The 24,012-nt window shown below is 64.9% G+C and carries 19 protein-coding genes and 1 pseudogene; 9 read left to right on the forward strand and 11 right to left on the reverse strand.

Annotated features, from left to right (window positions below; all coding sequences use genetic code 11):
* Positions 1 to 154: 154 nt before the first annotated feature.
* Positions 155 to 382: a 50S ribosomal protein L31 gene (rpmE, locus tag ACVMB1_RS29270; RefSeq protein WP_016845230.1), complete on the forward strand. Its 228-nt coding sequence runs from the start codon at positions 155 to 157 to the stop codon at positions 380 to 382.
* Positions 383 to 780: 398 nt separating this feature from the next.
* Here rpmE and ACVMB1_RS29275 read toward each other — a convergent pair whose 3' ends face one another.
* Complete coding sequence (locus ACVMB1_RS29275) at positions 781 to 1,353, reverse strand: hypothetical protein (RefSeq protein WP_076827361.1); 573 nt, start codon at positions 1,351 to 1,353, stop codon at positions 781 to 783.
* Here ACVMB1_RS29275 and ACVMB1_RS29280 point away from each other — a divergent pair.
* Positions 1,343 to 2,410 (forward strand): LysR family transcriptional regulator, encoded by a 1,068-nt coding sequence (locus ACVMB1_RS29280; protein ID WP_141340055.1) that lies wholly within the window; start codon positions 1,343 to 1,345, stop codon positions 2,408 to 2,410. The two genes, ACVMB1_RS29275 and ACVMB1_RS29280, sit on opposite strands and share 11 nt — an antisense overlap.
* Before the next feature lie 110 nt (positions 2,411 to 2,520).
* Here ACVMB1_RS29280 and ACVMB1_RS29285 read toward each other — a convergent pair whose 3' ends face one another.
* Positions 2,521 to 3,075: a hypothetical protein gene (locus tag ACVMB1_RS29285; protein ID WP_076827357.1), complete on the reverse strand. Its 555-nt coding sequence runs from the start codon at positions 3,073 to 3,075 to the stop codon at positions 2,521 to 2,523.
* Between the two features lie 490 nt (positions 3,076 to 3,565).
* Here ACVMB1_RS29285 and ACVMB1_RS29290 point away from each other — a divergent pair, with 490 nt between their 5' ends.
* Positions 3,566 to 6,169: an MASE1 domain-containing protein gene (locus tag ACVMB1_RS29290; RefSeq protein ID WP_076827355.1), complete on the forward strand. Its 2,604-nt coding sequence runs from the start codon at positions 3,566 to 3,568 to the stop codon at positions 6,167 to 6,169.
* An 86-nt stretch (positions 6,170 to 6,255) separates the two neighbouring features.
* Here the strand turns inward: ACVMB1_RS29290 and ACVMB1_RS29295 are convergent, their stop codons facing one another.
* Both ACVMB1_RS29295 and ACVMB1_RS29300 read right to left on the reverse strand, forming a co-directional pair.
* Positions 6,256 to 6,873 carry a LysE family translocator gene (locus tag ACVMB1_RS29295; RefSeq protein WP_076827353.1) on the reverse strand — a complete coding sequence of 206 codons (618 nt, stop codon included), beginning with the start codon at positions 6,871 to 6,873 and terminating at the stop codon, positions 6,256 to 6,258.
* 159 nt (positions 6,874 to 7,032) lie between these two features.
* A complete protein-coding gene (locus ACVMB1_RS29300) occupies positions 7,033 to 7,659 on the reverse strand; it encodes an FMN-binding negative transcriptional regulator (RefSeq protein ID WP_076827351.1) in 627 nt (208 codons plus the stop codon).
* A 98-nt stretch (positions 7,660 to 7,757) separates the two neighbouring features.
* On the opposite strand from ACVMB1_RS29300, the gene pdxR reads away from it, so the two are divergent.
* A complete protein-coding gene (gene pdxR / locus ACVMB1_RS29305) occupies positions 7,758 to 9,272 on the forward strand; it encodes a MocR-like pyridoxine biosynthesis transcription factor PdxR (protein ID WP_076827349.1) in 1,515 nt (504 codons plus the stop codon).
* Positions 9,273 to 9,285: 13 nt separating this feature from the next.
* Here pdxR and rcdA read toward each other — a convergent pair whose 3' ends face one another.
* Entirely contained in the window at positions 9,286 to 9,798 is a 513-nt protein-coding gene (gene rcdA / locus ACVMB1_RS29310) for a protease adaptor protein RcdA (protein WP_076827347.1), read from the reverse strand.
* Between the two features lie 574 nt (positions 9,799 to 10,372).
* Positions 10,373 to 10,565, reverse strand: a pseudogene (locus ACVMB1_RS29315) (DUF1192 domain-containing protein).
* Positions 10,566 to 10,838: 273 nt separating this feature from the next.
* On the opposite strand from ACVMB1_RS29315, the gene metG reads away from it, so the two are divergent.
* The 3 genes from metG to ACVMB1_RS29330 all read left to right on the forward strand — a co-directional run bounded on the left by metG (position 10,839) and on the right by ACVMB1_RS29330 (position 16,583).
* Positions 10,839 to 12,518, forward strand: a complete 1,680-nt coding sequence (gene metG, locus ACVMB1_RS29320) for a methionine--tRNA ligase (RefSeq protein WP_141340054.1) — start codon at positions 10,839 to 10,841, stop codon at positions 12,516 to 12,518.
* Between the two features lie 69 nt (positions 12,519 to 12,587).
* On the forward strand, positions 12,588 to 13,586 hold the full coding sequence (locus ACVMB1_RS29325; protein ID WP_076827343.1) for an NAD(P)H-quinone oxidoreductase: 999 nt from the start codon (positions 12,588 to 12,590) through the stop codon (positions 13,584 to 13,586).
* A gap of 120 nt (positions 13,587 to 13,706) precedes the next feature.
* Positions 13,707 to 16,583, forward strand: a complete 2,877-nt coding sequence (locus ACVMB1_RS29330; protein ID WP_076827342.1) for an EAL domain-containing protein — start codon at positions 13,707 to 13,709, stop codon at positions 16,581 to 16,583.
* Positions 16,584 to 16,696: 113 nt separating this feature from the next.
* On the opposite strand, the gene ACVMB1_RS29335 is transcribed toward ACVMB1_RS29330, so the two are convergent.
* On the reverse strand, positions 16,697 to 16,975 hold the full coding sequence (locus ACVMB1_RS29335) for a DUF7662 domain-containing protein (RefSeq protein ID WP_057017704.1): 279 nt from the start codon (positions 16,973 to 16,975) through the stop codon (positions 16,697 to 16,699).
* A 115-nt stretch (positions 16,976 to 17,090) separates the two neighbouring features.
* Between ACVMB1_RS29335 and ACVMB1_RS29340 the strand changes: the two genes are divergently transcribed.
* Positions 17,091 to 18,584: a sensor domain-containing diguanylate cyclase gene (locus ACVMB1_RS29340; protein ID WP_076827340.1), complete on the forward strand. Its 1,494-nt coding sequence runs from the start codon at positions 17,091 to 17,093 to the stop codon at positions 18,582 to 18,584.
* A 236-nt stretch (positions 18,585 to 18,820) separates the two neighbouring features.
* On the opposite strand, the gene ACVMB1_RS29345 is transcribed toward ACVMB1_RS29340, so the two are convergent.
* From ACVMB1_RS29345 to ACVMB1_RS29360, 4 genes are all read right to left on the reverse strand, one after another.
* Positions 18,821 to 20,869: a DEAD/DEAH box helicase gene (locus tag ACVMB1_RS29345; RefSeq protein ID WP_076827338.1), complete on the reverse strand. Its 2,049-nt coding sequence runs from the start codon at positions 20,867 to 20,869 to the stop codon at positions 18,821 to 18,823.
* A gap of 343 nt (positions 20,870 to 21,212) precedes the next feature.
* Positions 21,213 to 21,560, reverse strand: a complete 348-nt coding sequence (locus tag ACVMB1_RS29350; protein WP_076827336.1) for a hypothetical protein — start codon at positions 21,558 to 21,560, stop codon at positions 21,213 to 21,215.
* Between the two features lie 178 nt (positions 21,561 to 21,738).
* The gene (locus ACVMB1_RS29355; RefSeq protein WP_076827335.1) at positions 21,739 to 22,425 is read right to left on the reverse strand and encodes a haloacid dehalogenase type II; all 687 of its coding nucleotides are present in this window, start codon (positions 22,423 to 22,425) and stop codon (positions 21,739 to 21,741) included.
* Between the two features lie 86 nt (positions 22,426 to 22,511).
* Positions 22,512 to 23,126 carry a CGNR zinc finger domain-containing protein gene (locus ACVMB1_RS29360; protein ID WP_057017699.1) on the reverse strand — a complete coding sequence of 205 codons (615 nt, stop codon included), beginning with the start codon at positions 23,124 to 23,126 and terminating at the stop codon, positions 22,512 to 22,514.
* Positions 23,127 to 23,312: 186 nt separating this feature from the next.
* Between ACVMB1_RS29360 and ACVMB1_RS29365 the strand changes: the two genes are divergently transcribed.
* Positions 23,313 to 24,008, forward strand: coding sequence for an alpha/beta fold hydrolase (locus ACVMB1_RS29365; RefSeq protein WP_076827333.1), 696 nt, complete (start codon positions 23,313 to 23,315; stop codon positions 24,006 to 24,008).
* Positions 24,009 to 24,012 lie beyond the last annotated feature (4 nt).

Consider the following 24,012-nt stretch of genomic DNA (forward strand, 5'->3'; position numbering starts at 1 on the left):
GACCCCCGGCTGGCAAATCCGGTAAAGTCCCAATCCGGTGATGGGCTTAGGCCCTTTCTTGGCTTGTTTTGGCGGGCTCCATGGGTTATAGACCCGCGCAAATCCCGTATTCCAGACATCTTGAGACGGGCGCCGGCGCGCCGAAGGAACTGTCATGAAAGCCGATATTCATCCGAATTATCATACGATTAAGGTCGTCATGACCGACGGCACCGAGTACCTGACCCGCTCGACCTGGGGCAAGGAAGGCGACACGCTGAACCTTGACATCGACCCCAAGTCGCACCCGGCCTGGACCGGCGGTACCCAGCAGCTGATGGATCGCGGCGGCCGCGTCTCGCGCTTCCAGAAGAAGTTTTCGGGCTTCCTCAAGAAGGACTAAAGTCCGCTTCGGGATCGCCCCGGCGACCACACGCAAAACGCCCCCGTCTCGGGGGCGTTTTTGTTTTTGGGGGCCGCTCCGGACCGGCGGGCTGAACGGGCCCGCGATCCTCCCGATGCGTCGTCCTGGCAAAGGCCAGGACGACAGCGAATGTGTGGCACGGCCTCCATCCACAATCGTCGCCCCTGCCTAGTGCGCAATTGCGCACGGAAGCAGGGACCCACAACCACAGGGCTGTGTTGTTGAAGAGGGCTGCGGCCCCAGCGTCGCGCAACTACTGTCATTTGTGGTTATGGGTCCCGGGTCAAGCCCGGGACGACACTGAATGTGTGGCTCGACTTTTGGGTCATACATCTGCAAGCAAGCATGGATGGGCTACTTCTTTAAGCGCGCTGCAGTCAGCCGGCGACCTCGCGCAGACTTGCTTCGTAACGCGCGCTCGCCCGTTCGAAGTTGCGGCGCGCTTCTTCGCGGTCGGAGCGGCCCTCTTCAAGCGTCAACGAATCCCATTTGCTCCGTTCCGTGGCGAAAAAATCGCCGCCATAGACGTGGATTGCGCCGCTCAGCCGGTCGATTGGATTGATCACCGAATGGATGATGTCGGTGCCGAGCGGCACGGTATCGCGCACGCACAAGGCCCTGGCGCCGGCAGCCTCGATCCTGTTCGGCTCGCTCGGAATGCGCCGCCAGAAGACGTTGTCCTCACGGCCCCCATAAACGCCGATCACGGCCCACATGTGATGGTCGTGAGGTGGCACGATATAGCCGGGGGGCCACACCACGTTGAGGATGGTCAGCGTCTCGGAATGGAAGAGCGCGCGGCTTTCGGGACGCTGCGGCTCGCCGAGTCCCTTGAATACCGCAGCCGGTTCAGACATCGCGCGGGCAACGACCTCATGAATGGCTCGGTGAGACGGGTCCGCCGCGAACGCTGCGCGGCAGTCGGCAACGAAACGCTCGGTGTCAAACATCGCGATTCCCCTTTTGGACAAATCTCGGCTGGGCCGCGTAAGGATGTCGCGGCTTGCTCAATGTGTCCAATGCATTTATTATCCATCTATTCATGCATTTGGTGCATTGAAAATGGACCTTCGACAGCTGCGCACCTTCGTCGTCGTTGCCGAGGCAGGCGGCTTTGCCGCCGCTCAACAACAGCTGCGTCTGAGCCAGCCGGCGGCCTCTCGCCAGATCCGGGCGCTCGAGGACGAACTCGGGATTCCGTTGTTCGATCGCGTCGGCCGCGGGATCAAACTGACTTCAGAAGGCGAGGATCTGCTACGGCGCGGCCGCCGTCTCCTGCAGGATGCCGAATCGTTCGGCGAGCGTGCCCGCGCGCTGAGAACCGGCAAGGCCGGCGCGCTGCGCGTCGGCTGCAGCACCCAACATATGGAAACGGTGCTCGCCAATTTCCTCCCCCTGTTCCGGCGGAAGCACCCCTCCGTGGTCATCGATTTGATTGAGGATGGTGGTGCCCGCGTTCCGGATCGTCTGCAGCGGGGCGACGTTCATCTCGCGATCATTCCGGCCGCCGACGACGGCTATCACCGCCGGTTGCTGGCTCCCGTCCATATGCTTGCTGCGGTTTCGCCGCGGCATGGCTTCGCAAGCAGGCGGAAGCTGGAGATTGCCGAACTCGCCGAAGAGTCATTGCTGCTCCTGCGGCGGGACTTCGCATCTCGCGGCTGGTTCGATGCCGCCTGCAACGTCGCACACATCAGGCCACGCGTGATCCTCGAAAGCGCAGCGCCTCACACCTTGCTCGCGCTGGCAAAAGGCGGCAACGATGTCGCCATCGTGCCGTCGAATGTCCAGATCCCGTCCGCAGGCGTCCGCGCCTTTCCGCTGATTCACAGGGGCGCCTCGATCGGGCGATGGACTGCGGTGGCTTGGGATCCGCAGCGCTTTCTGGCTCCTTATGCCAAATCCTTTATCGACGAACTCGTCGCCTATTGCGGCCAGCACTATCCGGGACGCGAGTTTGCCAAGCGCGTCTCCCCTCTACCGAGGCCGGAAGAAACAAAGGCGTAGTCGCCTTGCGGGAATTGCCGCGGATGGCCTGCTTCCGGGACCCGCAACGACGACTCAATCACGAACATGAAATGGTAGCTCGCGCCGTCGCGCGGATTCCGACGGCGAACCTAGCGCGGACGTTTCGGTCGCTTGAGTTCGGCGACCTTAAACTTCCCCGCGGCCTGCAGGCTGCTGCAAAGCCACCAGGCCCTGTTTCGGTACTCGCCCAGGAACCATTTGGTCTCGACGCAATCGACGTAGGACTTGTAGGTGAGGTTGTCCCGGCACGTCGACGAGAACGGTCCGTGGGTTTGTCCGCCCGTCGACTCGCTGCACCCGACCCAAGGGTCCTTGCCATGCGGGAGGCTCGATTCGCAGCCACCGTTGCAATTGCTGGCGACTTTCTCCAGCGCGGCAATCCTGCCCAGCACTGAATCCGGCGCCGGCGACGGCGCTCGAGCGGTTGACGACGACGTCTGGGTGGTTCTCGATCTCCGGTGAGATACCCCCGTGGTCACCACCTGTTTCGGACGATTTGGCCTTGCCACTGGCTTCGGCGCCTCGACCGTGATGGAGGGAAGCGGCTTGGCTGGGTCTGTTTGCGACGCTGCCGGACCGCACAGCCAGACAGTTGACAACACGGCGACGGCTGAAGGCGCGACAAGGCTCGACGGCAATCTCATGACATAGCCCTCCCAAATCCGGGACGGAAATGCCGTCCCGACGAGGGCACGGTACCATACAGCCCGAGTTTGGCTACCTAGGGTTGAGGATAAATCTCCCGGTGTCTCACGATCGACGTCGACATGGCGGCGAGAGAACGCCCACCGCTCGCACCGTTCCGGCGTCTAGCCCAAAGCTGAGCTCGAACGGCTCTTGCCGATATTCGCCTTTGACCCGGAGCGGTTACTTGAACGACGCCGACACGCGGCGGGATCGGGTCGATTTTGCAGGCCCACGCCGTTAGGTCAGCGGTTCTGCCCCATGGTCTCTTGTTCAGAAGTTGCTGGCGCCCCCTACTCTCGATCCAGCGGCCATGCTTTGGTCAAAACTGCGTTGAGTGTTTGGCAGGGGTCATCGACTTGGTACGATCGCCCTCCTTCGGGTGACATGGAACCGGGTGCCAGGTCGTTCCCTACCGCATTCTTGAGGTGCCCACCGCAAAGGCTTGTGATGGAACGGGCAAGGTTCGATAAGGCCGGGATTTTCGCTTTTGGCGATGCTCGGAGCGCTGTGACCTACTCGATCGAACTTTTTATCGTCACCGCGATCTACGGGAGCCTTGCGGCCTCCGCACATGTCCTTCCCGCTATCAATCCGACCGCGACACCGCTGTGGCCGCCAACCGGGGTTGCGCTCGCGCTTATGCTGCTGCGTGGCTACCGGATCTGGCCCGCGATCCTGGTGGGCGCCGTCGCGCCTTACCTGATAACCGACCGATCGCTCCTGGAATTTGTCGCCGCCGGGATCGGCACCCTCCTTGCTGCACTGGCCGGGACATGGCTGATCGGACGCTGGTCGAACGGTTGCCAGACGTTTGCCACGCCATCCGGTGTCGCAAAGTTTGCAGGTGTCTCCTTTGCGCCGACCGCGATGATCAGTTCATTCTCCGCCTTGGCCGGATCCATCTTCGTCAACGAACCGAGCTTTCCCGATTCCGTCGCCGCCGGGCTGACCTGGTGGCTTGCCGACGCAGCCGCGATCCTGGTGATTGCTCCGGTCATCGTGCTCTGGGCGATGATGCCCTTACGGATTTCCTCCAGATGGGATCTGTTGGAATCGATCGCAGTTATCGCTCTCGCTGGTCTCATTGGGATCGTAGCCTACAGCCCGCTCATCGGCAGTGACCTCGTCAGCGACGATCTCAACGTGGCGTTGCCGCATCGCAGCCTGCTGGGTTTTCTGGCTTTGCTCCCGTTGATCTGGACCGGTCTGCGCGGCAATCGATGCACCGCGGCTACGGCTGCGCTCATTTTCACCGGAATGGCAGTCTGGGGTTTCGCGTTCGGTAATGATCCGTTTCCGAAAACGGATCCGAACGGAGCATTGTTGTCACTGCTCGTGCTTTCGATCACCGTATCGGCCCCCTCTCTTGCCCTGGCAGCGGCAATCGCCACGCGTCACACCGCGGAAGCCCATCTGCTTTCCGTGCAGGACCAGTTGAACGGTCAACTTGAACGGAACGCTTCGGCGCTCGACAGCATCAGACGGCACTTCCAAACCCTTATCGAAGGCGTCGTCGATTATGCGATTTTTGCGCTTGATAGAGAAGGACACGTTACGAGTTGGAATAGCACCGCTCAAAAGATCATCGGCTACACCTCGGAAGAAATCATCGGCAAGCATTTTGGAATATTCTATCGGCCGGATGAACGCCGCGCGGGTTCGCCGACACACGCGCTGGAGACGGCAATCGAAAGAGGCAAGTACGACGTAGAGGGTTGGCGCATCAGAAAGAATGGTACGCCGTTCTTCATCACCGGCTCGGTCTCGTCGAGCCATGATGACTCAGGAAATCTGATCGGCTTCATCAGTATTCTGCGGGACGCAACCGAGCGACGCGACGCGGAAGAGAAGCTGGTTCAGGCACGCGAACAGCTCGCGATGTCGCAGAAAATGGAGGCAATCGGCAAGCTGACCGGCGGGATTGCACACGACTTCAACAATCTATTGATGATCATCGGAGGCAGCGCCCAGATCTTCACACGCCTGCTTGATCCAAAACTGCCCAAGGCAATTGAAGCCATACAGACCGCGGCCAAACGCGGCGAAAGCCTCACACGCCAATTGTTGACATTCTCTCGTCATCAGCATCTCAGCCCGACGGTCGTCGATCTGAATGCGTCCATCAAGAACATGCGGACCATGATCGAGAGCTCGCTGCGCGGGAACATCGTGTACAATGAGAACGTCGGCGAGGGCGTAGCATCGGTCAAGGTGGACCTCGCCGAGCTGGAACTTGCGATCGTCAACATCGCCGTCAATGCGCGCGATGCAATGCCAAGCGGCGGCACGTTCACCTTATCCGTCCATGCGGTGACTGCGAACCAGGAAACCGGCGGCGATCGCCGCGCAAAGGCTTTCTTTGCGATCGCGCTTGGCGATACCGGCACCGGCATTCCGCCAAACCTGCTGTCCAAGATGTTCGATCCGTTCTTCACGACCAAAGAGGTCGGCAAGGGTACCGGGCTCGGCTTGTCCCAAGTCTATGGTTTCGCGCACCAGGCCGGCGGAACGGTGACGGCGGACAGCAAGGTTGGACAGGGAACAACGATTACAATCTACTTGCCGTCCTGCGCAGACGAGCAGATCACCAGTAAAGAACTGGCCGCTGCCAGAACAAGAGCAAGGCAGCCGCAGCGGCAGACGGTTCTCGTTGTCGACGACAGCCCCGAAGTGGCAGATGTGACTTCCTCGCTGTTCGAGCATCTGGGTTACGACACGATCTATCGAGATTCGGCCGAAGCGGCGCTGAAATTGCTCGACGCCGGTACAAAGATCGATCTCGTCTTCAGCGATATCGTCATGCCCGGGACCATCGATGGCGTCGGGCTCGCGAGAGAAGTCCGGTCGCGATACCCCGGTTTGCCGATCGCCCTTACAACCGGCTACAGCGATGCCGCAAAAGCAGCTCCGCCAAGTCTAAAAATACTCCGCAAGCCGTTCGATACCGACGCACTGAGAGATTTTATCCACGATCTTGCGCCGCCGCGACCACCGCGATCATCCGGCGCGCCCATGACGTCGAACACGACTGAAGCCTCGGGCAGAAATTGACCGGTCGCGCCATTGCAGAAGCAGCTCGTCGCGCAGCTTGGCGAAGCGTTGATCCGCACCATCGCCGCTGATGGACATGACTGCTTCTAGCGATCCTGGAAGGCCAGCCGCGCACCGAGCGCGACCAGGATGCTGCCGCCGATCCGCTGCATGATGCGCCGCGACCTCTTCGAGCGCTGCAGCTTCGACATCACGGCGCTGGCGAAGAACACGCAGACGATATCGACCGCCGAGAAGGTCAGATTGACCGCTGTGCCGAGCAGAAACAGCTGGGCCCAGACCGGCAGGCTGGCCGACGCATCGACGAATTGCGGCAGGAACGCCAGGAAAAAGATCGCCGTCTTCGGATTGAGCACCTCGACGACGATGCTTTGCGCGAAGGCGCGCTCCGCGGAGAGCGGCGCAAGTGTGGGGCGCTTTGCATTGTCGCGGTCGCGGAACAGCGACAGCCCGAGCCAGACCAGATAGGCCGCACCGGCAAGCTTCATCGCCATGAACAACGGCGGCACCGCATGAAACAGCAGCGCGAGGCCGGCCGCCGCGGCGACGACATGGACATAGCCGCCGAGATGCAGCCCGAGCGAGGCCATCAGCCCCGCGCGCCGGCCGCCTGCCAGCGTGCGGGCCGCGGCATACAGCATGGCGGGACCCGGGATCAGCGCGAAGGTCGCGGTCGTGATCGCGAAGGCGAGGTACAATTCCATGTGTGGGCGTCAATCTCTGCAGGGGTCGAGCGGGCGCAACTTCCTCGGCCGTCATTGCGAGCGAAGCGAAGCAATCCATCTGCCCGCATATGCCGATAGATGGATTGCTTCGTCGCTATCGCTCCTCGCAATGACGGTCGGGAATTTGTTCAAGGCGTCTCAGCTCGCCGGAATCATTGCCGCGACCTCGCGATCAGTCGGATTGTCGCTGGCCTCAAGCCCCGCGATCACGCCGGCGCGATCCTCGAGCTTGCGGTTCTGGCTCATCTTCTTCTTGGCATCGATCCGCGTGATTGGCATCCGGAAGCCGACGATCCCGCGCAGCTGCGCCTTGATGAAATCACCAGGCGCGTCACTGACCTGCCAGGCTTCCGGGCGCGAAGTTTCGTGCAGCTCGGTCAACCGGGTCACGACGTCCAGCAGACGATCGGCATTCTCGAAGAACTCGGCCGCGCCATAGGCGTGGACGGCGACGTAATTCCAGGTCGGCACCACTTTGCCGTGCTCGGCCTTGGTCGCATACCAGGACGGCGTCACATAGGCGTCGGGCCCCATGAAGATCGCCATCGCCTCGCCGACCGCGGGCAGCTTCCACTGCGGATTGGGCCGCGCGACGTGACCGTACAGCGTGCCGTAGTCGCCCTCGTTCTCATTGAGGATCAGCGGCAGCGGCGTGCCGATCAGGCCATCTGCGGTTGCGGTGACCAACGTCGCGAGCTTCGAGGCCCGCATCGCGGCGTGGACCGGACCGAGCTCATCCATCCTGAAATGCGGCGGCAGGTACATCGCGGACCTCTTGACAGACCTCATCAATTGCTGCTCGCACCATAGCGCCAAAGTGGCCTATGATAAGGGCCACTTTCGATCAAACTAATTGGTCCACTATGCCCCGCCTGCGCGCCACGATCAGCATCCCTTCGCTCCGGGCCGTCGACCGCGCCGCCGGACAGGTCGGGCGGCAGATCGCGCAGGCCCTGCGCGCCGCGATTGCGAGCGGCGAGCTGAAGGCCGGGGATTTTCTGCCGTCGACGCGCGCGCTGTCGGCCTCGCTCGGCGTCGCGCGCGGCACGGTGACGGAGGCCTTCGAGCAGTTGCTGGCCGAGGGCTATCTGGAATCGCAGGTCGGTGCCGGCACCCGCGTCGCGCCGACGCTTGCCGAGCAGGCACGGCCCGTCGTGGTCAATCGCAAGCCTAACAAATCAGTGCCGATCCGGTTGCCGCCGCGCGCGGCGCGGCTTGCCAAAGTGGCGGCGGCCTTCAGGCCGATGCCGGAGGTCCCGTTTGCGATCGCGGTCCCCGGCGGCGCGGTCGCGCCCGACGACCATTGGCGCCGCCTCGGCAACCGCGTGCGCGCATCGCGCGCTGCGGCGCCGGCGAGCTATGGCGAGCCGCGCGGCCTGATCGAGCTGCGGCAGGCGATCGCCGACTATGTGCGCAAATCCCGCGCGGTGCATTGCGAGCCCGAGCAGGTCGTGATCACGGCCGGCACCCAGCAAGGCCTCTATCTCGCCGGCCGCGTGCTGCTGTCGTCAGGCGATCCTGTCTGGGCCGAGGATCCCGCCTATCCCGGCATGACCGCCGTGCTCGACGATCTCGATCTCGTCACCACGCGCGTTGGCGTCGATGCGCAGGGCATCGACGTCGATGCCGCCACCGCCGCGTGCCCGCACGCACGCGCGGCGTTCGTGACGCCGTCGCATCAATATCCGCTGGGCATGCCGATGAGCATGGCCCGCCGCAATGCGCTGGTGGCGTGGGCGCAACGAAGCAATGCGTGGATCGTCGAGGACGATTACGACAGCGAGCTGCGCTACGCCGGGCATCCCTTCCCGTCGATGCAAGGCCTCGCCCCATCGCGGGTGATCTATTTGGGCACGCTGAGCAAGGTGCTGTTTCCCTCGCTGCGGCTCGGCTATGTCGTGGCGCCTTCGCCGCTGATCGACGCTTTCGCCGGCGCGCGGGCGCTGCTCGACCGGCATTCGCCGACCGCCGACCAGCATGTGCTGGCAGCCTACATGCGCGAGGGGCTGTTCGAAGCGCATATCAGGCGCATTCGCGGCGTCTACGCCGCACGGCGTGCGACGCTGATCGCGGCGCTGACGCACCACATGCCTGGTGACGTCACGCTGCAGCCGAGCGACCAGGGCATGCATCTGCTGTTGTGGCTGCCCCACGACCTCGACGATGTGCAACTGGCAAAATCAGCGCTTGCCGCCGGCATCGTCGTGCGGCCGATCTCGCCGATGTACAAGGCCGCGCCACGCCCCGGCCTGATGCTCGGCTTCGGCGGTTTCGAACCGGAGGAGTTGGAGGCGGCGGCGATCAGGCTGCGGCGCGTGATGGATCAGCACACGTCGCCGCGGCGGACCAGGCCACGCCGCGCGGACGCGTCACACTGATTTGCTGTCCGGATTACTGCTCGAACGCCGCCTTGAGGCGGTTGAGCTGCGGCACCAGCGGGTTGCCGATCGTCGAGCGGTCCGGCGCCGGCGCGTGGATCGTGGTGTCGAGGCGGCGGACGCGCGCCTGCAGATCCATCGAACGGGCGATCAGCTGCTGCAATTGCTCGGGCAGCTTGGTCACCATGTCGGCCGGGCCGGGATCGGCGGCCGACAGCTTCACCTTGGTCTTTTCGCGATTGGCCTGGGTCAGCGTCATCTCGCCTTCCTTGACCGCGCGATGCAGCAGCAGCCAGGAGGCGAGCTGCATCAGCCGCGTGGTCAGGCGCATGCTTTCGGTGGCATAGGTCAGGCTCACGGACCGTTCGAGCGCCTTGGCCTCGGCACGTCCGTCGCCGTCGAGATAGGCGGCGGTCTGCTCGACCAGGTCCATGCCTTCCCGGAACAGCACGCCGAATGCCACAGAATTGGTCAGCCGCTCACTGAACAGCACAAGCCCGGCTTCGCTCTGGGAACGATCGGCCATGGTTAACGCCCTCACACCACCGTAACGCCCGCTGGCATCTGACGCGCCAGCTTATGATGAACAAATCATTGCGCGGGCGCGCCGAAGAGTCCAGCCGCAACCGGATTTATGGTTTCCAGCCGCTAGGACGCACAAAAAAGAGCCGCCGTTTCCGGCGGCTTTGAAGTTGATAACAGGGAGGCGTCAAACAGAGTGGACAGGAGCCACTCGGTGTCCAAACGAGGACAATGCAGTCATAATCGAGAAAGCTTAACCGATCGTAAATGAACGGATTTCTTGACACTTTGTTTGCCATGTCGGCCATTGACCTAGTTTGGGACAGGCCTCTTCTCATTCCCCTTGAGAGGGGAATGTCGGGATGGGGGTCAACCGCAGGCGACGGCGTATGTGAAGAGAGCTGATCCCCACACGCTTTGCTCTGGCGAGCAAAGCGACCTCCCCTTTTCAAGGGGAGGTGGAGCCGCGTAGCCCGGATGGAGCGCAGCGAAATCCGGGAACGGTCCATCCGCGGATAGCGCGGCTCCCGGATTGCGCTTCGCTTCATCCGGGCTACGACAGAAATGATGGCGCAGCGCTACGACTTGAAGAACGCGTTGGCGGCGTCCTTCGACGCGCGCTTCTTCGTCATCGCCTCTTTCAGGCGATCGACTTCGGCGTTGAGCAGCGCGATGCGCTCCGTCAACTCCTCGACCGACAGCAGCGAGAGATCCTGGCCGATCTCATGGCTGATTTTTCTTCCGCGGCCGGTCCTCATCCTCAATCGGCATGTGTCTTCCCCGCGATGCTGATCTGGCGTCCTGCGTCCAGCGATGATAGATATCCGTCCAGAGGAGAATTTTGCAGTGACTTTCGTGTGCGCGCAACATCTGACGCGAATGCCCCGGCCCGACCGCAAGGAGTCTGACCGGACGGGATAGTTGCGCGCCTGCGCGCGAGGCATGAGCCGACCCCAAGCCCTTCCGGTCACGCGGGAGGGCTTTTTGATTTTCCGCTTTGATTCTTGCGGGGTCGGCATCACCGAACGCGAAAGACCTTAATCCATGACCAAGATTCTCATCACCAGCGCGCTGCCCTACGTCAACGGCGTCAAGCATCTCGGCAATCTCGTCGGCTCGCTGCTGCCCGCCGACGTCCACGCCCGCTTCCGCCGGCAGACCGGCTGCGACGTGCTCTTCATCTGCGCGACCGACGAGCACGGCACACCGGCCGAGCTCGGCGCCATCGAGGCCGGACAGGATGTCCGGGCGTTCTGCGACGCACAGCACGCCGTCCAGGCCGACATCTATCGGCGCTTCGGTCTGTCGTTCGATCATTTCGGCCGCACCAGCTCGCCGCACAACCATGCGCTGACTCAGCACTTCTATCGCCGGCTCGATGACGCCGGGCTGATCGAAGCACGCACCTCCCGACAGGTGTTCTCGCCGGCCGACCGGCGCTTCCTGCCAGACCGCTACGTGCTCGGCACCTGTCCGCATTGCGGCGACGCCGGCGCGCGCGGCGATCAATGCGACCATTGCGGCACGCTGCTCGACCCGTCGGACCTCATCGATCCCCGCTCGGCGCTATCCGGCAACCGCGCGCTCGAGATCCGCGACAGCCGTCATCTGTATCTGCGCCAGTCGCAGCTGGTCGACAGCATCGGCGCATGGATCGACAGCCGCACCGGATGGCCGCCCTTCGTGGTGTCGACCGCGAAGGGCTGGCTCAATGCCGAGCTGCGCGACCGCTGCATCACGCGCGATCTCGCCTGGGGCATCGCGGTGCCGCGCGACGGCTTCGACGGCAAGGTGTTCTATGTCTGGTTCGACGCGCCGATCGGCTACATCGCGGCGACGCAGGAATGGGCCGACGCCGCGCCAGGCCGCGACTGGCGGCAATGGTGGTGGCAGGCCGATGACGTCAGCTACATCCAGTTTCTCGGCAAGGACAACATCCCGTTCCACACCGTGAGCTTTCCGGCGACGCTGATCGGCTCCGGCGAACCGTGGAAGACCGCCGATGTGATCAAGGGATTCCACTGGCTGAATTACGAGGGCGGCAAGTTCTCGACCAGCAGGAAGCGCGGCATCTTCACCGATGCGGCGCTGGCGGAATTGCCCGCCGATCTCTGGCGCTGGTGGCTGATCGCCAACGCGCCGGAGAGCGCCGACACCGATTTTGGCGTCGCCAGATTCGTCGCCGACGTGAACAAGGATCTCGCCGATATCTTCGGCAATCTCGCCAACCGCATCATCAGCTTCGCGCATCGCGCCTTCGACGGCCGCATCCCGGATGGTGGCGCTCCCGGCGATGCCGAGCGCCAACTCGCGCTTGAACTGGAGCAGCGCATCGCAGCGCTGCACCGCCATCACACGGCGCTGGAATTTCGCGCAGCGGCGGCCACGACCCGCGCGATCTGGGACACCGCGAACGCTTATCTGCAGCACGCAGCACCCTGGACGGCGATCAAGTCCGATCCGGCACGCGCGGCAGTCATCACCCGCACCGGGCTCAATCTTGTCGCGCTCAGCGCCACGCTGGCGTGGAGCATCGTGCCTGATCTCGCGGCGCGCGTACTTGGCGCGCTCAGTTGCGACGATGTGATCCCGCGCTGGCCCACTGGCCCACTCCTCCCGCTGCTGGATCGCGGCGCGGGCACGCCGGTCGCTAGGCTCGGGCCGCTGGTCGAGAAAATCACGCCTGAGAGAGCCGACCAGCTCACGACGCGGTTCGGGGTTTAATGGCGTTTCGCTTCGGTGGAAAAGGCGGTATGCCATCCGCCGATCCTCTCCACTGACCAGGGACCAGCCATGCCAAATCTGCCCGCGCAAATGACCGTCGTTGCCATCAGCAAGCCTGGTGGCCCTGAGGTGCTGGTGCCGGAGACCCGCGCGGTGCCGGTGCCAAAGGCCGGCGAGATTTTGGTCAAGGTCGCGGCCGCCGGCGTCAATCGTCCCGACGTCGCGCAGCGCTCCGGCTCCTATCCGCCGCCGCCCGGCGCCAGCGACCTGCCCGGCCTCGAAATCGCGGGCGAAGTGGTCGCGCTCGGCGAAGGCGCAAAGCACAAGATCGGCGACAAGGTGATGTCGCTGGTCGCCGGCGGCGGCTACGCGCAATATTGCATCGCGCAGGACGCGCAGGCGATGACCGTGCCGCCCTCGCTGTCGATGCAGGAAGCCGGCGCGATTCCGGAAACGCTGATGACGGTGTGGCACAATGTGTTCGAGCGCGGCGCGCTGCAGGCCGGGGAGACGCTGCTGATCCACGGCGGCTCGTCGGGCATCGGCACGATGGCGATCCAGCTTGCCAAGGCGTTCGGCGCCAAGGTGATCGTCACCGTCGGCTCGCAGGACAAGGCCGATGCCTGCCTCAAGCTCGGCGCCGATCACGCGGTCAATTACAAGACCGAGGATTTCGTCGAGGCGGTGAAGAAGGCCACCGGCGGCAACGGCGCCAATGTCATCCTCGACATGGTGGGCGGCGATTATATCGACCGGAACTATGACGCCGCCGCGGTCGAGGGCCGCATCGTCCAGATCGCGTTCCTGTCGGGAACACCGAAGGCCACGGCCAATTTCGCCAAGCTGATGGTCAAGCGGCTGCACCACACCGGCTCGACCCTGCGCCCCCGTAGTAATGCGGACAAGGCGGCGATGGTCGCGGCGATCGAGGCGAAGGTGCTGCCCTTGCTGCGCGAAGGCCACGTCAAACCGCTGATGGACAGCACATTCCCGCTGGAAAAGGCCGCCGACGCGCACCGGCGCATGGAGACCAGCGAACATATTGGCAAAATTGTGTTGGCGGTTTAACCCTCGCGACGGAAGCAGGGGCGGAAACCCTTTGATTCCCTTCGCTTTCGTGTCATTTATCGCGCCACCGCCGGGCCGGTCGCCGGGTCCGGTCAGTTTGTCGATCGCGGAGTACTGACATTGCGTCTGATCAGGTGCCTTGCGCTGCTCGCGCTGGGCCTCATGATGTTTGCCGCCGCGCCTGCCGCGTATGCGATCGACGCGGTCAGCGTGCGCAGCGATGCGCCCGCGATCGATCTGACGGCGGTTCTCGACCATCAGCGCAGTGAAGCCGACCGCATCCAGGTCTCCACCGCCCCCGGAACCGACGGCATCGTGCGCCGCATCGAGGTTCGCGCCCGCGAAGGCGGCCAGAACTGGGTGGTGTTCGCGCTCGCCAACAACACCGATGACCAGCTCGACCGCCTGATCGTTGCGCCGCACTACCGCATCGTGTCGTCCGGCCTGCTGTGGCCCGACCTCGGCCTGTCGCGCATCGCCACCATCACGCCGTCGGTCGGCGATCGTCCCGAGCGGCAGGAGAGCCCGACCGCCGACGTGTTCCGCATCACGCTCGATCCCGGCGCCGTCGTCACCTATGTCGCGGAACTGCGCACCGACAAGCTGCCGCAGCTCTATCTGTGGGAACCCGACGCCTACAAGGACAAGGTCAACTCGTTCACGCTGTACCAGGGCATCGTGATCGGCATCTCGGGCCTGCTCGCGCTCGTGCTCACGATCTTGTTTGTGGTCAAGGGCAGCATCATGTTCCCGGCCGCCGCGGCGCTGGCCTGGGCGGTGCTGGTCTATATCGGCGTCGACTTCGGCTTCTGGGGCAAGGTGCTCGACATGTCGAACAACGCCGAGCGCGTCTGGCGCGCGGCGGGCGAGGCGATCCTCGCCGCGACACTGCTGGTGTTCCTGTTCGCCTATCTGAATTTGAGCAGATGGCACGTCCGCTACTCGCACATCACGATCGGCTGGCTGGTCTTCCTCGGCTCGCTGGTCGCGCTGGCGCTGTTCGATCCCGCGGTCGCTTCCGGCATCGCGCGCATGTCGCTGGTGATGATCGCCTTCGCCGGCTTCGCGCTGATCGTCTATCTCTCGACCCACGGCTTCGACCGCGCGGTGCTGTTGATCCCGACCTGGTTCCTGCTGGTGGTCTGGGTGGTCGCGGCCGGCATGACGGTCGCCGGCTCCGTCACCAACGACATCGTCGGCCCGGCGCTGCTCGGCGGCCTGGTGCTGATCGTGATGCTGATCGGATTCACGGTGATGCAGCACGCCTTTGCCGGCGGCGGCGCCACCACCGGCGTCGTCTCCGATGTCGAGCGCCGCGCGCTGGCGCTGACCGGCTCCGGCGACCTGATCTGGGATTGGGACGTGTCAGCCGACAAGGTGTTCACCAGCCCCGAGACCGAGGCCCTGCTCGGCCTCAAGCGCGGCACGCTGGAAGGCCCGGCGGCGAAATGGCTCGAGGTGCTGCACCCGCTCGACCAGGACCGCTTCCGCGCCGCGCTCGACAGCGTGCTCGACCAGCGCCGCGGCCGCCTGGTGCAGGATTTCCGGCTGCGCACGCCCGACGGCCACTTCATGTGGTTCGCGCTGAAAGCGCGGCCGGTGGTCGGCTCCGACGGCGAGGTCTCGCGCGTGGTCGGCACCCTCACCGACGTCACCGAGTTCAAGAACTCCGAAGAGCGGATGCTGCATGACTCCGTCCATGACAACCTGACCGGCCTGCCGAACCGCCGGCTGTTCATGGACCGCCTCGGCGCAGTGGCGAATCTCGCCAAGACCATGCCGAACCTGCGGCCGACCCTGATGGTGATCGACCTCGACCGCTTCAAGCAGGTCAACGATTCCGTCGGGATCGCGGTCGGCGATTCCATTTTGCTGACGCTGGCGCGGCGGCTGACCCGCATCCTCAAGCCGCAGGACACGCTGGCCCGCATGGCCGGCGACCAGTTCGGCCTGATCCTGCTGTCGGAGCAGGACCCGGCGCGGATCACCAATTTCGCCGAGACCATCCGCAAGACCATCCGCGCCCCGATCGCGTTCAACGACCGCGAGATCTTCCTGACCGCCTCGATCGGGCTTGCGCTGTCCGACCCGGCGGCACCGCTGACCGACGAGATCATCAAGGACGCCGAGCTTGCGATGTATCATTCCAAGCGGATCGGCGGCGACCGCATCGACGTCTACAAGCCGGCGATGCGGGCGCGCAAGACCGACCGCCTGACGCTTGAGAGCGACCTGCGCCGCGCCATCGAGCGGCAGGAGATCACGATCCTGTACCAGCCGATCGTGCGGCTGGAGGATCGCGCGATCGCCGGCTTCGAGGCGCTGGCGCGCTGGGATCATCCCAAGCTCGGCCGGATGTCACCGTCGGAGTTCATCAACGTCGCCGAGGAGACCGGCCTGATCGTCGATCTCGGCATGTTCGTGATGGACCAGACCGCGCGCCAGCTCGCGGTGTGGCAGCGCGCGATGCGCGCCCGCGAGCCGATCTTCGCCTCGGTCAACGTGTCGTCGCGGCAGCTGCTGCGCCACGATCTGATCCACGATATCCGCACCGTGCTGTCGCGCTCCTCGGTGGCGCGCGGCACGCTGAAGCTTGAGCTGACGGAATCGCTGGTCATGGAGAACCCGGAGCACGCCGCCCAGATGCTGGCGCGGATCCGCGAGCTCGGCACCGGGCTGTCGCTCGACGATTTCGGCACCGGCCACTCCTCGCTGTCCTATCTGCAGCGCTTCCCGTTCGACACCATCAAGATCGACCAGTCCTTCGTCCGCACCACCAGCCGCGGCACCCGCCCGGTGATCCTGAAATCGATCATCGCGCTGGCCCACGATCTCGGGATGGAGGTGGTGGCGGAAGGCGCCGAGACGGATTCGGATGCCGTCGAGCTCTACCAGCTCGGCTGCGAATACGCCCAGGGCTTTGCCTTCGGCGAGCCGATGGACGCCGATGCGGCGACCCGGCTGCTCACCGAGGAACGGCTGGAAGCCGCGAGCTAACTCTTGTCGTCCCGGCCTCGTGCGCAATTGCGCACGGGAGCCGGGACCCATACGCCGCGGCCCATCCATGACGCGCTGGGGCCGGTTGCCTTCGTAACAACAACGCCCTGTGGTTATGGGTCCCGGCGTTCGCCGGGACGACGGTTAGGCATGCGCTTGAACCTGACGCTCTTGCCGTCGGCCTGGCGGGTGGCGATGTAGCCGGCCTCGAGGCAGGCCTCGCGCTGCGGCATCTTCTCCTGCGGGCTGCGCAACGTCTCCCACCACGAGGCCCGGTGCGCGGCGCGCGGCAGCGCCGCATCGATGATCGCCTCGATCTCCTCGAAGGTCAGCACGAATTCGGGCAGATGCTGCTTCTTCAGATAATCCCGCAATGCGTCGTAGTCGTTCACAACGTCCTCGATGACAAAAGTCCGGCAACCACCCGTTAACCCATTCGGCGGCTGCTGTCGCCATTTAAGGCGACAACAAGATTTCCCGTTGCATGACGGCGCATTGGAGCGGGACATGTCATTTCGACGGCGAAACGACGCAAGGCGGCGCTGGCGGCTATCGGCAAAGCTGCTGATCGCGGCGTCGGTTGCGACCGTCCTCGGCTTCTCCGCGGTCTGCGCCGGCGTGATGTTCGACATGCGCCGCGGCGAGGAGGAACTGGCCCGCCGCACCCTGGAGAATCTGGCGTCGGGGATCGAGGCCGACATCAGCCGCAACATCGAGCTCTACGACCTGTCGCTGCGCGCGGTCGCCAGCAATCTCGAGATGCCGGAGATCCGCAATATCAGCAAGGAACTGCGCCAGCTGATCCTGTTCGATCACGCCGCGACCGCAAAACATTTCGGCGCGATCCAGGTGTTCGACACCAAGGGCAATTTGACCATCGACGCGGCGAGCCTCGATCCACGGCCGGAGACCCGCAGCGACGAGGAGTATTTCACGGTCCAGCGCGACAATCCCGATGCCGGCCTTTACATCAGCCGGCCGATGCTGCATCGCGGCGCCTACGCCATCGTGCTGAGCCGGCGCATCGTCGACGACGAGAGCCGCTTCCTCGGCGTCGTGGTCGGCTCGATCCGCTTCAGCTATTTCCACGATCTGTTCGGGCGGCTGAACCTCATGCCGGGCGACACCATCACCGTGCTGCGCAACGACCGCACCATCATCATGCGGACGCCGTTCGATCTCGACGTGATCGGCAAGAGCCTCGCGGAGCAGCTCGACTGGAAGGCCGAGAACCTGAAGGTGGGCGGCGCCTTCTCCGGCAAGGGCCCGGTCGACGACATACCGCGGCTCTATGTCAGGCGCAGCAGCTCCGGGCCGCTTTACGTGGTGGTCGGCAAGCCGCTCGAAGCCGTCTTCAACCTCTGGCGCACGGAGGCCATTCGCATCGGCGCGATCATGGCGTTTCTGATCCTGTTCGTGCTCAGCGCAACGCTGGTGCTCGCCCGCGAGATCGTTCGCCGCGCCGACGCCGAGGACAAGCTTGAGGAGATGGCGACTACCGACGCCCTCACCGGCCTGAAGAACCGGCGCAAGTTCGACGGCGAGATCGAGCGCGAATGGCGCCGTGCCGGCCGCTACGGCCAGCCGGTCGCGCTCTTGATGATCGATGCCGATCATTTCAAGGCCTACAACGACACCTATGGGCATCAGGCCGGCGACCAGGTGCTGGTCGGGATCGCGATCTGCATTTCGGACGCGGTGCGCCGCGCCGGCGATTGCCCGGCTCGTTTCGGCGGCGAGGAGTTCGCCGTGCTGCTGCCCAACATGACCGCGCTCGAGGCCTTCAACCTGGCCGAGACCATCCGCCGCAAGGTCCAGCAATGGTGCGCGGGCGAACTGATCACGACAGTCAGCATCGGCGTCGCCAGCATGCGGCCGACCGCGGGCCAGCAATGGTCCGATCTGATCGAGGCCGCCGACAAGGCGCTCTACGCCGCCAAGGCCAACGGCCGCAACCAGTCGGTGCTCGCGACCGTGCCGAAGATCGCGCTGGTGGCGTGAGGGGCCAAGCGGCTGCAAAATACCGGGCGTCACAAGCAATCAGTTAGACGCGAAGCCCTCTCCGCATCGTCGTCCCGGCGAAGGCCGGGACCCATAACCACAGGCGTTCGTCGTCGAAGCGAGCTGCGGCTCCAGCGTTAGGCAACAATGAGCATTCGGGGTAATGGGTCCCGGCCTTCGCCGGGACGACGGTGAGGATGTGGCACGGCTTGTGACTCACACATCCGCACGCCAACTCAGCCCCGCCGCTTCTTCTTCGGCTTCTTGCCGAACTTCGGCTTCGCCGACACGTCCGGCCACTGCGTGGGTCCGGCGTGGCTGGACTTGCCCGGATGCTTCTTTTTCTTTCCGAACCGGGGCTCGTCGCCGGATTTCGGCCTGAAGCCTTTTCCGTCCCGATCTGATCGGAACGAGTCCCTGGATTCCTTCTTTGACGCGTATTCCTGACGCGAACCGCTCGCGCCTTCGCTCGAAAACGCTCTGGCCTCGCGGTCCGGTTTGCCGCGCCGCTTTCCCGCCCCCTCGTCGCGCGGCCCCCCGGCGCGCGGCGCGCTGTATCCGCCGTCGCCATCGTCGCGCCAGGGCTTGCGCGCCGGCTTCTCGCGCACCTCTCCCTGCGGCGCGCCCGCCAGCGGCTCGATGCGGATGCTGTCTTCCTTGTCCGGACGCTTGATCTTGACCGCGAAGGAATCCGCGACCCGCGCGGCGATCTCGAACTCGGTGGTCGTATCCATGATCTTGATCGCGCCGATGTCGCGCTTGTCGATGCCGCCACGGCGGCAGATCATCGGCAGCAGCCAGCGGGCTTCGGCGTTCTTCCGGCGTCCGATCGCGGCGCGGAACCAGACGGTCGCCTCCTCCATGCCGTGACGCGCGGAGGACTTGCCGGTCTTCGATCGCGGCCCGGCGGCACGATCATCGCGGCGCGAGGCGCGCTCGCCGCGGCGATCGTCGCGGTCCCGGCCGCGTCCCTCGCCGGGATCGAGGATGTCTTCGGGCGCAGGCAGCCGCGCGCGGTAGAGCCGGGCGAGCGCTGCGGCAATCGCCTCGGGCGCGCGTTCGGCGAGCAAGGCCTGCGCCAGCGCCAGATCGTCTGATGTCGCCTCCTCGGAGAACACCGCATCCTGCAGCAGGCGATCATGGTCGAGCTTGCGGATCTCCTCCGCCTGCGGCGCGGAGCCCCAGACCACATCGATGCCGGCGAGATCGAGCAGCAATTCGGCGCGCCGCCGCCGTGCCGGCGGCACCAGCAGGATGCTGACGCCCTTGCGGCCGGCGCGGCCGGTACGGCCCGAGCGATGCTGCATGACCTCCGGGTCTTTCGGCAGATCCGCGTGAATGACGAGATCGAGGCTCGGCAGGTCGATGCCGCGCGCCGCGACGTCGGTCGCGACGCAAACCCGCGACCGCCCGTCGCGCAACGCCTGCAGCGCCTGGGTCCGCTCGTTCTGGGTCATTTCGCCCGACAGCGCGGCGACGGAGAACCCGCGCTCGAGCAGCGCCGCCTGCAAATGCCGGACGGCCTCACGGGTGTTGCAAAACACCAGCGCGCTCGGCGCCTCATGGAAACGCAGCACGTTGACGACGGCGTGCTCGACATCGTCGGCAGCCACCCGGATGGCGCGGTACTCGATATCGGCATGGCCGCCTTCGTCACCCGCGACCTCGATCCGGAACGCCTGCTCCTGATACTGCTTGGCAAGCGCGACGATGCCGCGCGGAAACGTCGCCGAGAACAGCAAGGTGCGGCGGGTGTCCGGCGTGGTCTCGAGGATGAATTCCATATCCTCGCGGAAACCGAGATTGAGCATTTCATCGGCCTCGTCGAGCACGACGACCTTGAGTTCCGAAATGTCGAGACGGCCGCGCCGCAAATGGTCGCACAACCGGCCGGGCGTCCCGACCACGATGTGGGCGCCCTCGGCAAGCTCGCGCTGCTCGCGGCGCGGGTCCATGCCGCCGACACAGGAGACGACGCGGCCGTCGGCGTGTTCATAAAGCCAAGCAAGCTCGCGCTGGACCTGCAAGGCGAGCTCGCGGGTCGGCGCGACGATCAGGGCCAGCGGGGCGGCAGCCGGCTCGAACCGCTCGGCACCGTCGAGCAGGTCCTTTGCCATGGCCAAGCCGTAGGCAACGGTCTTGCCCGAGCCGGTCTGGGCTGAAACCAGGAGATCGCGGTCCACAGCGTCGTCCGCGAGCACGGCGAGCTGGACCGGGGTCGGTTGATCGTAGTTGCGCTCAGCCAAGGCGCGGGCGAGCGGCGAACTTGTGGTCGGAAAGGGCACGAGATGGGAAACCTTGATTGGTCCGGGCGCAGAACGTCGAGCGGGACGACCTGGAGCTGCGTACCCGGCAGGCGGCACAGCCGCATGACGATTTGGGGTGCTTTACGCCAAGAAGCGCCAAATCGCCATGCCCCCGTCGCAGAAAAGCTGGCGCCCGGATCAGGCGGCCTGCCCGATCCGGGCCGTAGGGCTGGTCAGCGCGATGGCGGGTGACGGCTTCGCCTAACCTGCAAGACCGTCCGGTCGGCGACAGCCGCCGCTACTTTGCCGCCTTGGCGCATTTGAGAGGTCAAGAGGAACGAGAACGGGGCAAGCACCGTTGCGGGACTCTCTGGACGCCGCATCACTTCGCCTTGAGCGCCTTCTCGTGGCTCTCGAGCGCCGCTGTCATCAGCTTCGGCAATTGCGCGGCATAGACCTCGATGAAGGTGGCATCGCCGCAGGCCTCCGGATCGCGCGCGGCCTGCTCGGCGATGCGCGCGGCCCTGGCCTCGCATTTCGCGAACATGTGCCAGAACCAGTCCGCGTTCTTGCCGAGTGCCGGCTTGTTCTTCTTGATGACGGCGGCGCCGACCGCGCTCATCGCGCTGACGACGCCGGCGCCCAGCGTGCTGATGGCGCGCGCGTTGAGGATGTCCTCGCGCCCTTGCGCGGTGGCGTTGGTGGCGGTCGCTCGTCCCTTGGCCGGCATGCTGTGAGCTCCTTCGATCCCTGCGGCGGATGCAGCATCGGCCGCGGAAGTTGAGGAAAGCTCAAGGGGCATGGTTGAGAACCGCTATGGATTTCATTCCGGTTTTATGCGCTTCCGAGCGATCGGGCCTGGAGGGGCGTTTTGCCCTCTTCTCTGCGCGGGAATCCGTCAGGCGTCGTTACCCTTTGGCGCCGTAGCGGCGGATCAGCTGACCGGCGACATCGTCGAGATCATTGCCGACGACCTGCGGCTGCGGGCCGACGCCGAGGACATCGTTGCCGGGACGCTTGATCAGCGCGGCCTCCCAGCCGGCCGCGACCGCGCCCAGCGTGTCCCAGGTGTGGCAGGCGATCAGGCAGAACTCCGAGGGCTTTGCCCCGAGCTCCTTCTCGACATAGCCATAGGCCTGCCGCGACGGCTTGTGATGCTTGACGCCGTCGGCGGAGAAGCGCCGCTCGAACAGATCGACGATGCCGCCATGGGTCAGCTGCCGGGTCTGCACCTCGAGCAGATTGTCGGTCAGCGTGAACAGGCGGAAACCCGCCGCGCGCAGCCTGCGCAGCGCGCCGGGCACTTCGCCGTGCGGCGGCATGGTGGAGAATTTCTCGGTCAGCTCCTGCTTGTCGGCATCGTCGATCCTGATGCCGCGGGTGTCGGCCAGCATCTTCATGACCGCGGCGCCGATATCGGTGAACGGCACGTAACACCCCGCGACGGTGAGCGAGGCCGAGTACATGATGAAGTTGGCGAACCACAGCCGCATCGCGCTCCTGTCGTTGAAGATGCGCGCGAACACCGGCTCCATGGTCTCGAGGTCGAGCAGGGTTTCGTTGACGTCGAACACGATCAGGGGAAGTGCCGCCATTTTGTTGGGCTCCTGTTGGTCTTTGTTTTGAGCATGATCTTTTCGGAAAACCGCTACGCACTTTTCCGGGTCATGCTTTGGTGGTCTCAGCCCCTGTCCTTCATCCGGCTGCGGTGCGCGGCCTGCTTGGCGCGGTTGCCGCAGATCGCCATGCTGCACCATCGGCGCGCACGCGCCCGCGTGTGGTCGGCGAACATCAGCGTGCAGGCCGGGCCCTCGCACGCCTTGATGTCGGAGAAGCTTTCCTCGCAGACGACCCTGGCCATCGCTTCCCCGATCGGCAGCAGCAATGTTTCGGCCGAACGCCAGCGCCGCGTCCGCTCCAGCGCGAAACCGTCATGGCCGCCATCGCCGTCCTTGCGGCGATGCGCCACGATCCGGCTGAACGCCTGATCGCTTTCCAGCAGCCGGTTCAGCGGCTCGATCTCCTTGAGCGCACGCGACGCCAGCGGCCGGCCCATATGCTTGCGCACGAAGCCGCGGAACCACTCGCGCAAATCGCGGGCCTGACCGGCGACGTCGTCGAGCTCGCCCGGCGTCGCGCGCGCCTTGAGCTCGTCGAGCACATCGGGCGGCACCAGCTGCGCCTGCGCGAGCCAGCGCAGCAGGCCGTCGCCATCGCCGATCCAGTCGACCGGCGTATCGACCGGGGTCGCAATCGAATTGATGAAATCGATGCCCAGGCTGTCTGCGATGAACATCGCGGGCGGATGGGATTGCACGGTGACGCCCTCCTGGCGGCTTTCTGACGGCTTCCTCAGTCACGGAAATAGTAACCTGATAAAAATCATTTGACAAGTTACGCGTCCTGGACCATAAGTGCGATAACCTGTCAAACAGAATTTTAGAGGTTACGGCAAAACGGGCCTGAAACGAGGGAGCGGACAATGTCGAACAAGGATGTCAGCGTGGTGCTTGCGCATGGCGCGTGGGCCGACGGCTCGAGCTGGGCGCGGGTGATCACGGCGCTCGACGCCGAGGGCATTACAGCGGTGGCGGCGCCGCTGCCCCTCACCTCGCTCGCCGACGACGTCGCCGCGCTGAACCGCACTCTCGACCGCGTCGCGGGCCCGGTGGTGCTGGTTGGCCATGCCTATGCCGGCGCCGTGATTGCCGAGACCCGCTCGCCGCGCGTCAAGGCGCTGGTCTATGTCGCGGCGCTGGCGCCGGATGAAAGCGAGACGGTCGCCGACGTATTCTACCGGCTGCCGCCGCATCCGTTCGCGCCGAAGCTCGCGCCCGACGCCAATGGCCTGATCTGGCTGCCGGAGTCTGCTTTCGCAGCGGCCTTTGCGCAGGGCGCGCGGTCCGAGGACCTTGCGGTACTCGCCGCGGTGCAGCGGCCGATCTCGCCGGCCTGCATCACCGTGCCGGTCGGCCGCCCGCTCTGGAAGGACGTCCCGAGCTGGTTCCTGGTTGCCGAGGACGACCGGATGATCGCGCCCGAGACTCAGCGCAGCATGGCGGCGCGGATGCAGGCGACCGTGCGTTCACATCCCGTCGATCATACCCCGATCGTCACCGCGCCGAAGCTCGTCACCGACATCATCCGGGAAGCGGTCGAGAACGTTACAGAGCACTGACCTC

It is taken from the genome of Bradyrhizobium sp. USDA 4504 (genome assembly GCF_054063995.1).

What these genes read in the sequence shown, in the direction of transcription:
- ACVMB1_RS29350 (WP_076827336.1), bottom strand. Translation starts at nt 21,560, where the DNA reads ATGCCGGCCAAGGGACGAGCGACCGCCACCAACGCCACCGCGCAAGGG.
- rpmE (WP_016845230.1), top strand. Translation starts at nt 155, where the DNA reads ATGAAAGCCGATATTCATCCGAATTATCATACGATTAAGGTCGTCATG.
- rcdA (WP_076827347.1), bottom strand. Translation starts at nt 9,798, where the DNA reads ATGGCCGATCGTTCCCAGAGCGAAGCCGGGCTTGTGCTGTTCAGTGAG.
- ACVMB1_RS29275 (WP_076827361.1), bottom strand. Translation starts at nt 1,353, where the DNA reads ATGTTTGACACCGAGCGTTTCGTTGCCGACTGCCGCGCAGCGTTCGCG.
- ACVMB1_RS29290 (WP_076827355.1), top strand. Translation starts at nt 3,566, where the DNA reads ATGGAACGGGCAAGGTTCGATAAGGCCGGGATTTTCGCTTTTGGCGAT.
- metG (WP_141340054.1), top strand. Translation starts at nt 10,839, where the DNA reads ATGACCAAGATTCTCATCACCAGCGCGCTGCCCTACGTCAACGGCGTC.
- ACVMB1_RS29365 (WP_076827333.1), top strand. Translation starts at nt 23,313, where the DNA reads ATGTCGAACAAGGATGTCAGCGTGGTGCTTGCGCATGGCGCGTGGGCC.
- ACVMB1_RS29360 (WP_057017699.1), bottom strand. Translation starts at nt 23,126, where the DNA reads ATGTTCATCGCAGACAGCCTGGGCATCGATTTCATCAATTCGATTGCG.
- ACVMB1_RS29295 (WP_076827353.1), bottom strand. Translation starts at nt 6,873, where the DNA reads ATGGAATTGTACCTCGCCTTCGCGATCACGACCGCGACCTTCGCGCTG.
- ACVMB1_RS29325 (WP_076827343.1), top strand. Translation starts at nt 12,588, where the DNA reads ATGCCAAATCTGCCCGCGCAAATGACCGTCGTTGCCATCAGCAAGCCT.
- ACVMB1_RS29300 (WP_076827351.1), bottom strand. Translation starts at nt 7,659, where the DNA reads ATGTACCTGCCGCCGCATTTCAGGATGGATGAGCTCGGTCCGGTCCAC.
- ACVMB1_RS29340 (WP_076827340.1), top strand. Translation starts at nt 17,091, where the DNA reads ATGTCATTTCGACGGCGAAACGACGCAAGGCGGCGCTGGCGGCTATCG.
- pdxR (WP_076827349.1), top strand. Translation starts at nt 7,758, where the DNA reads ATGCCCCGCCTGCGCGCCACGATCAGCATCCCTTCGCTCCGGGCCGTC.
- ACVMB1_RS29355 (WP_076827335.1), bottom strand. Translation starts at nt 22,425, where the DNA reads ATGGCGGCACTTCCCCTGATCGTGTTCGACGTCAACGAAACCCTGCTC.
- ACVMB1_RS29285 (WP_076827357.1), bottom strand. Translation starts at nt 3,075, where the DNA reads ATGAGATTGCCGTCGAGCCTTGTCGCGCCTTCAGCCGTCGCCGTGTTG.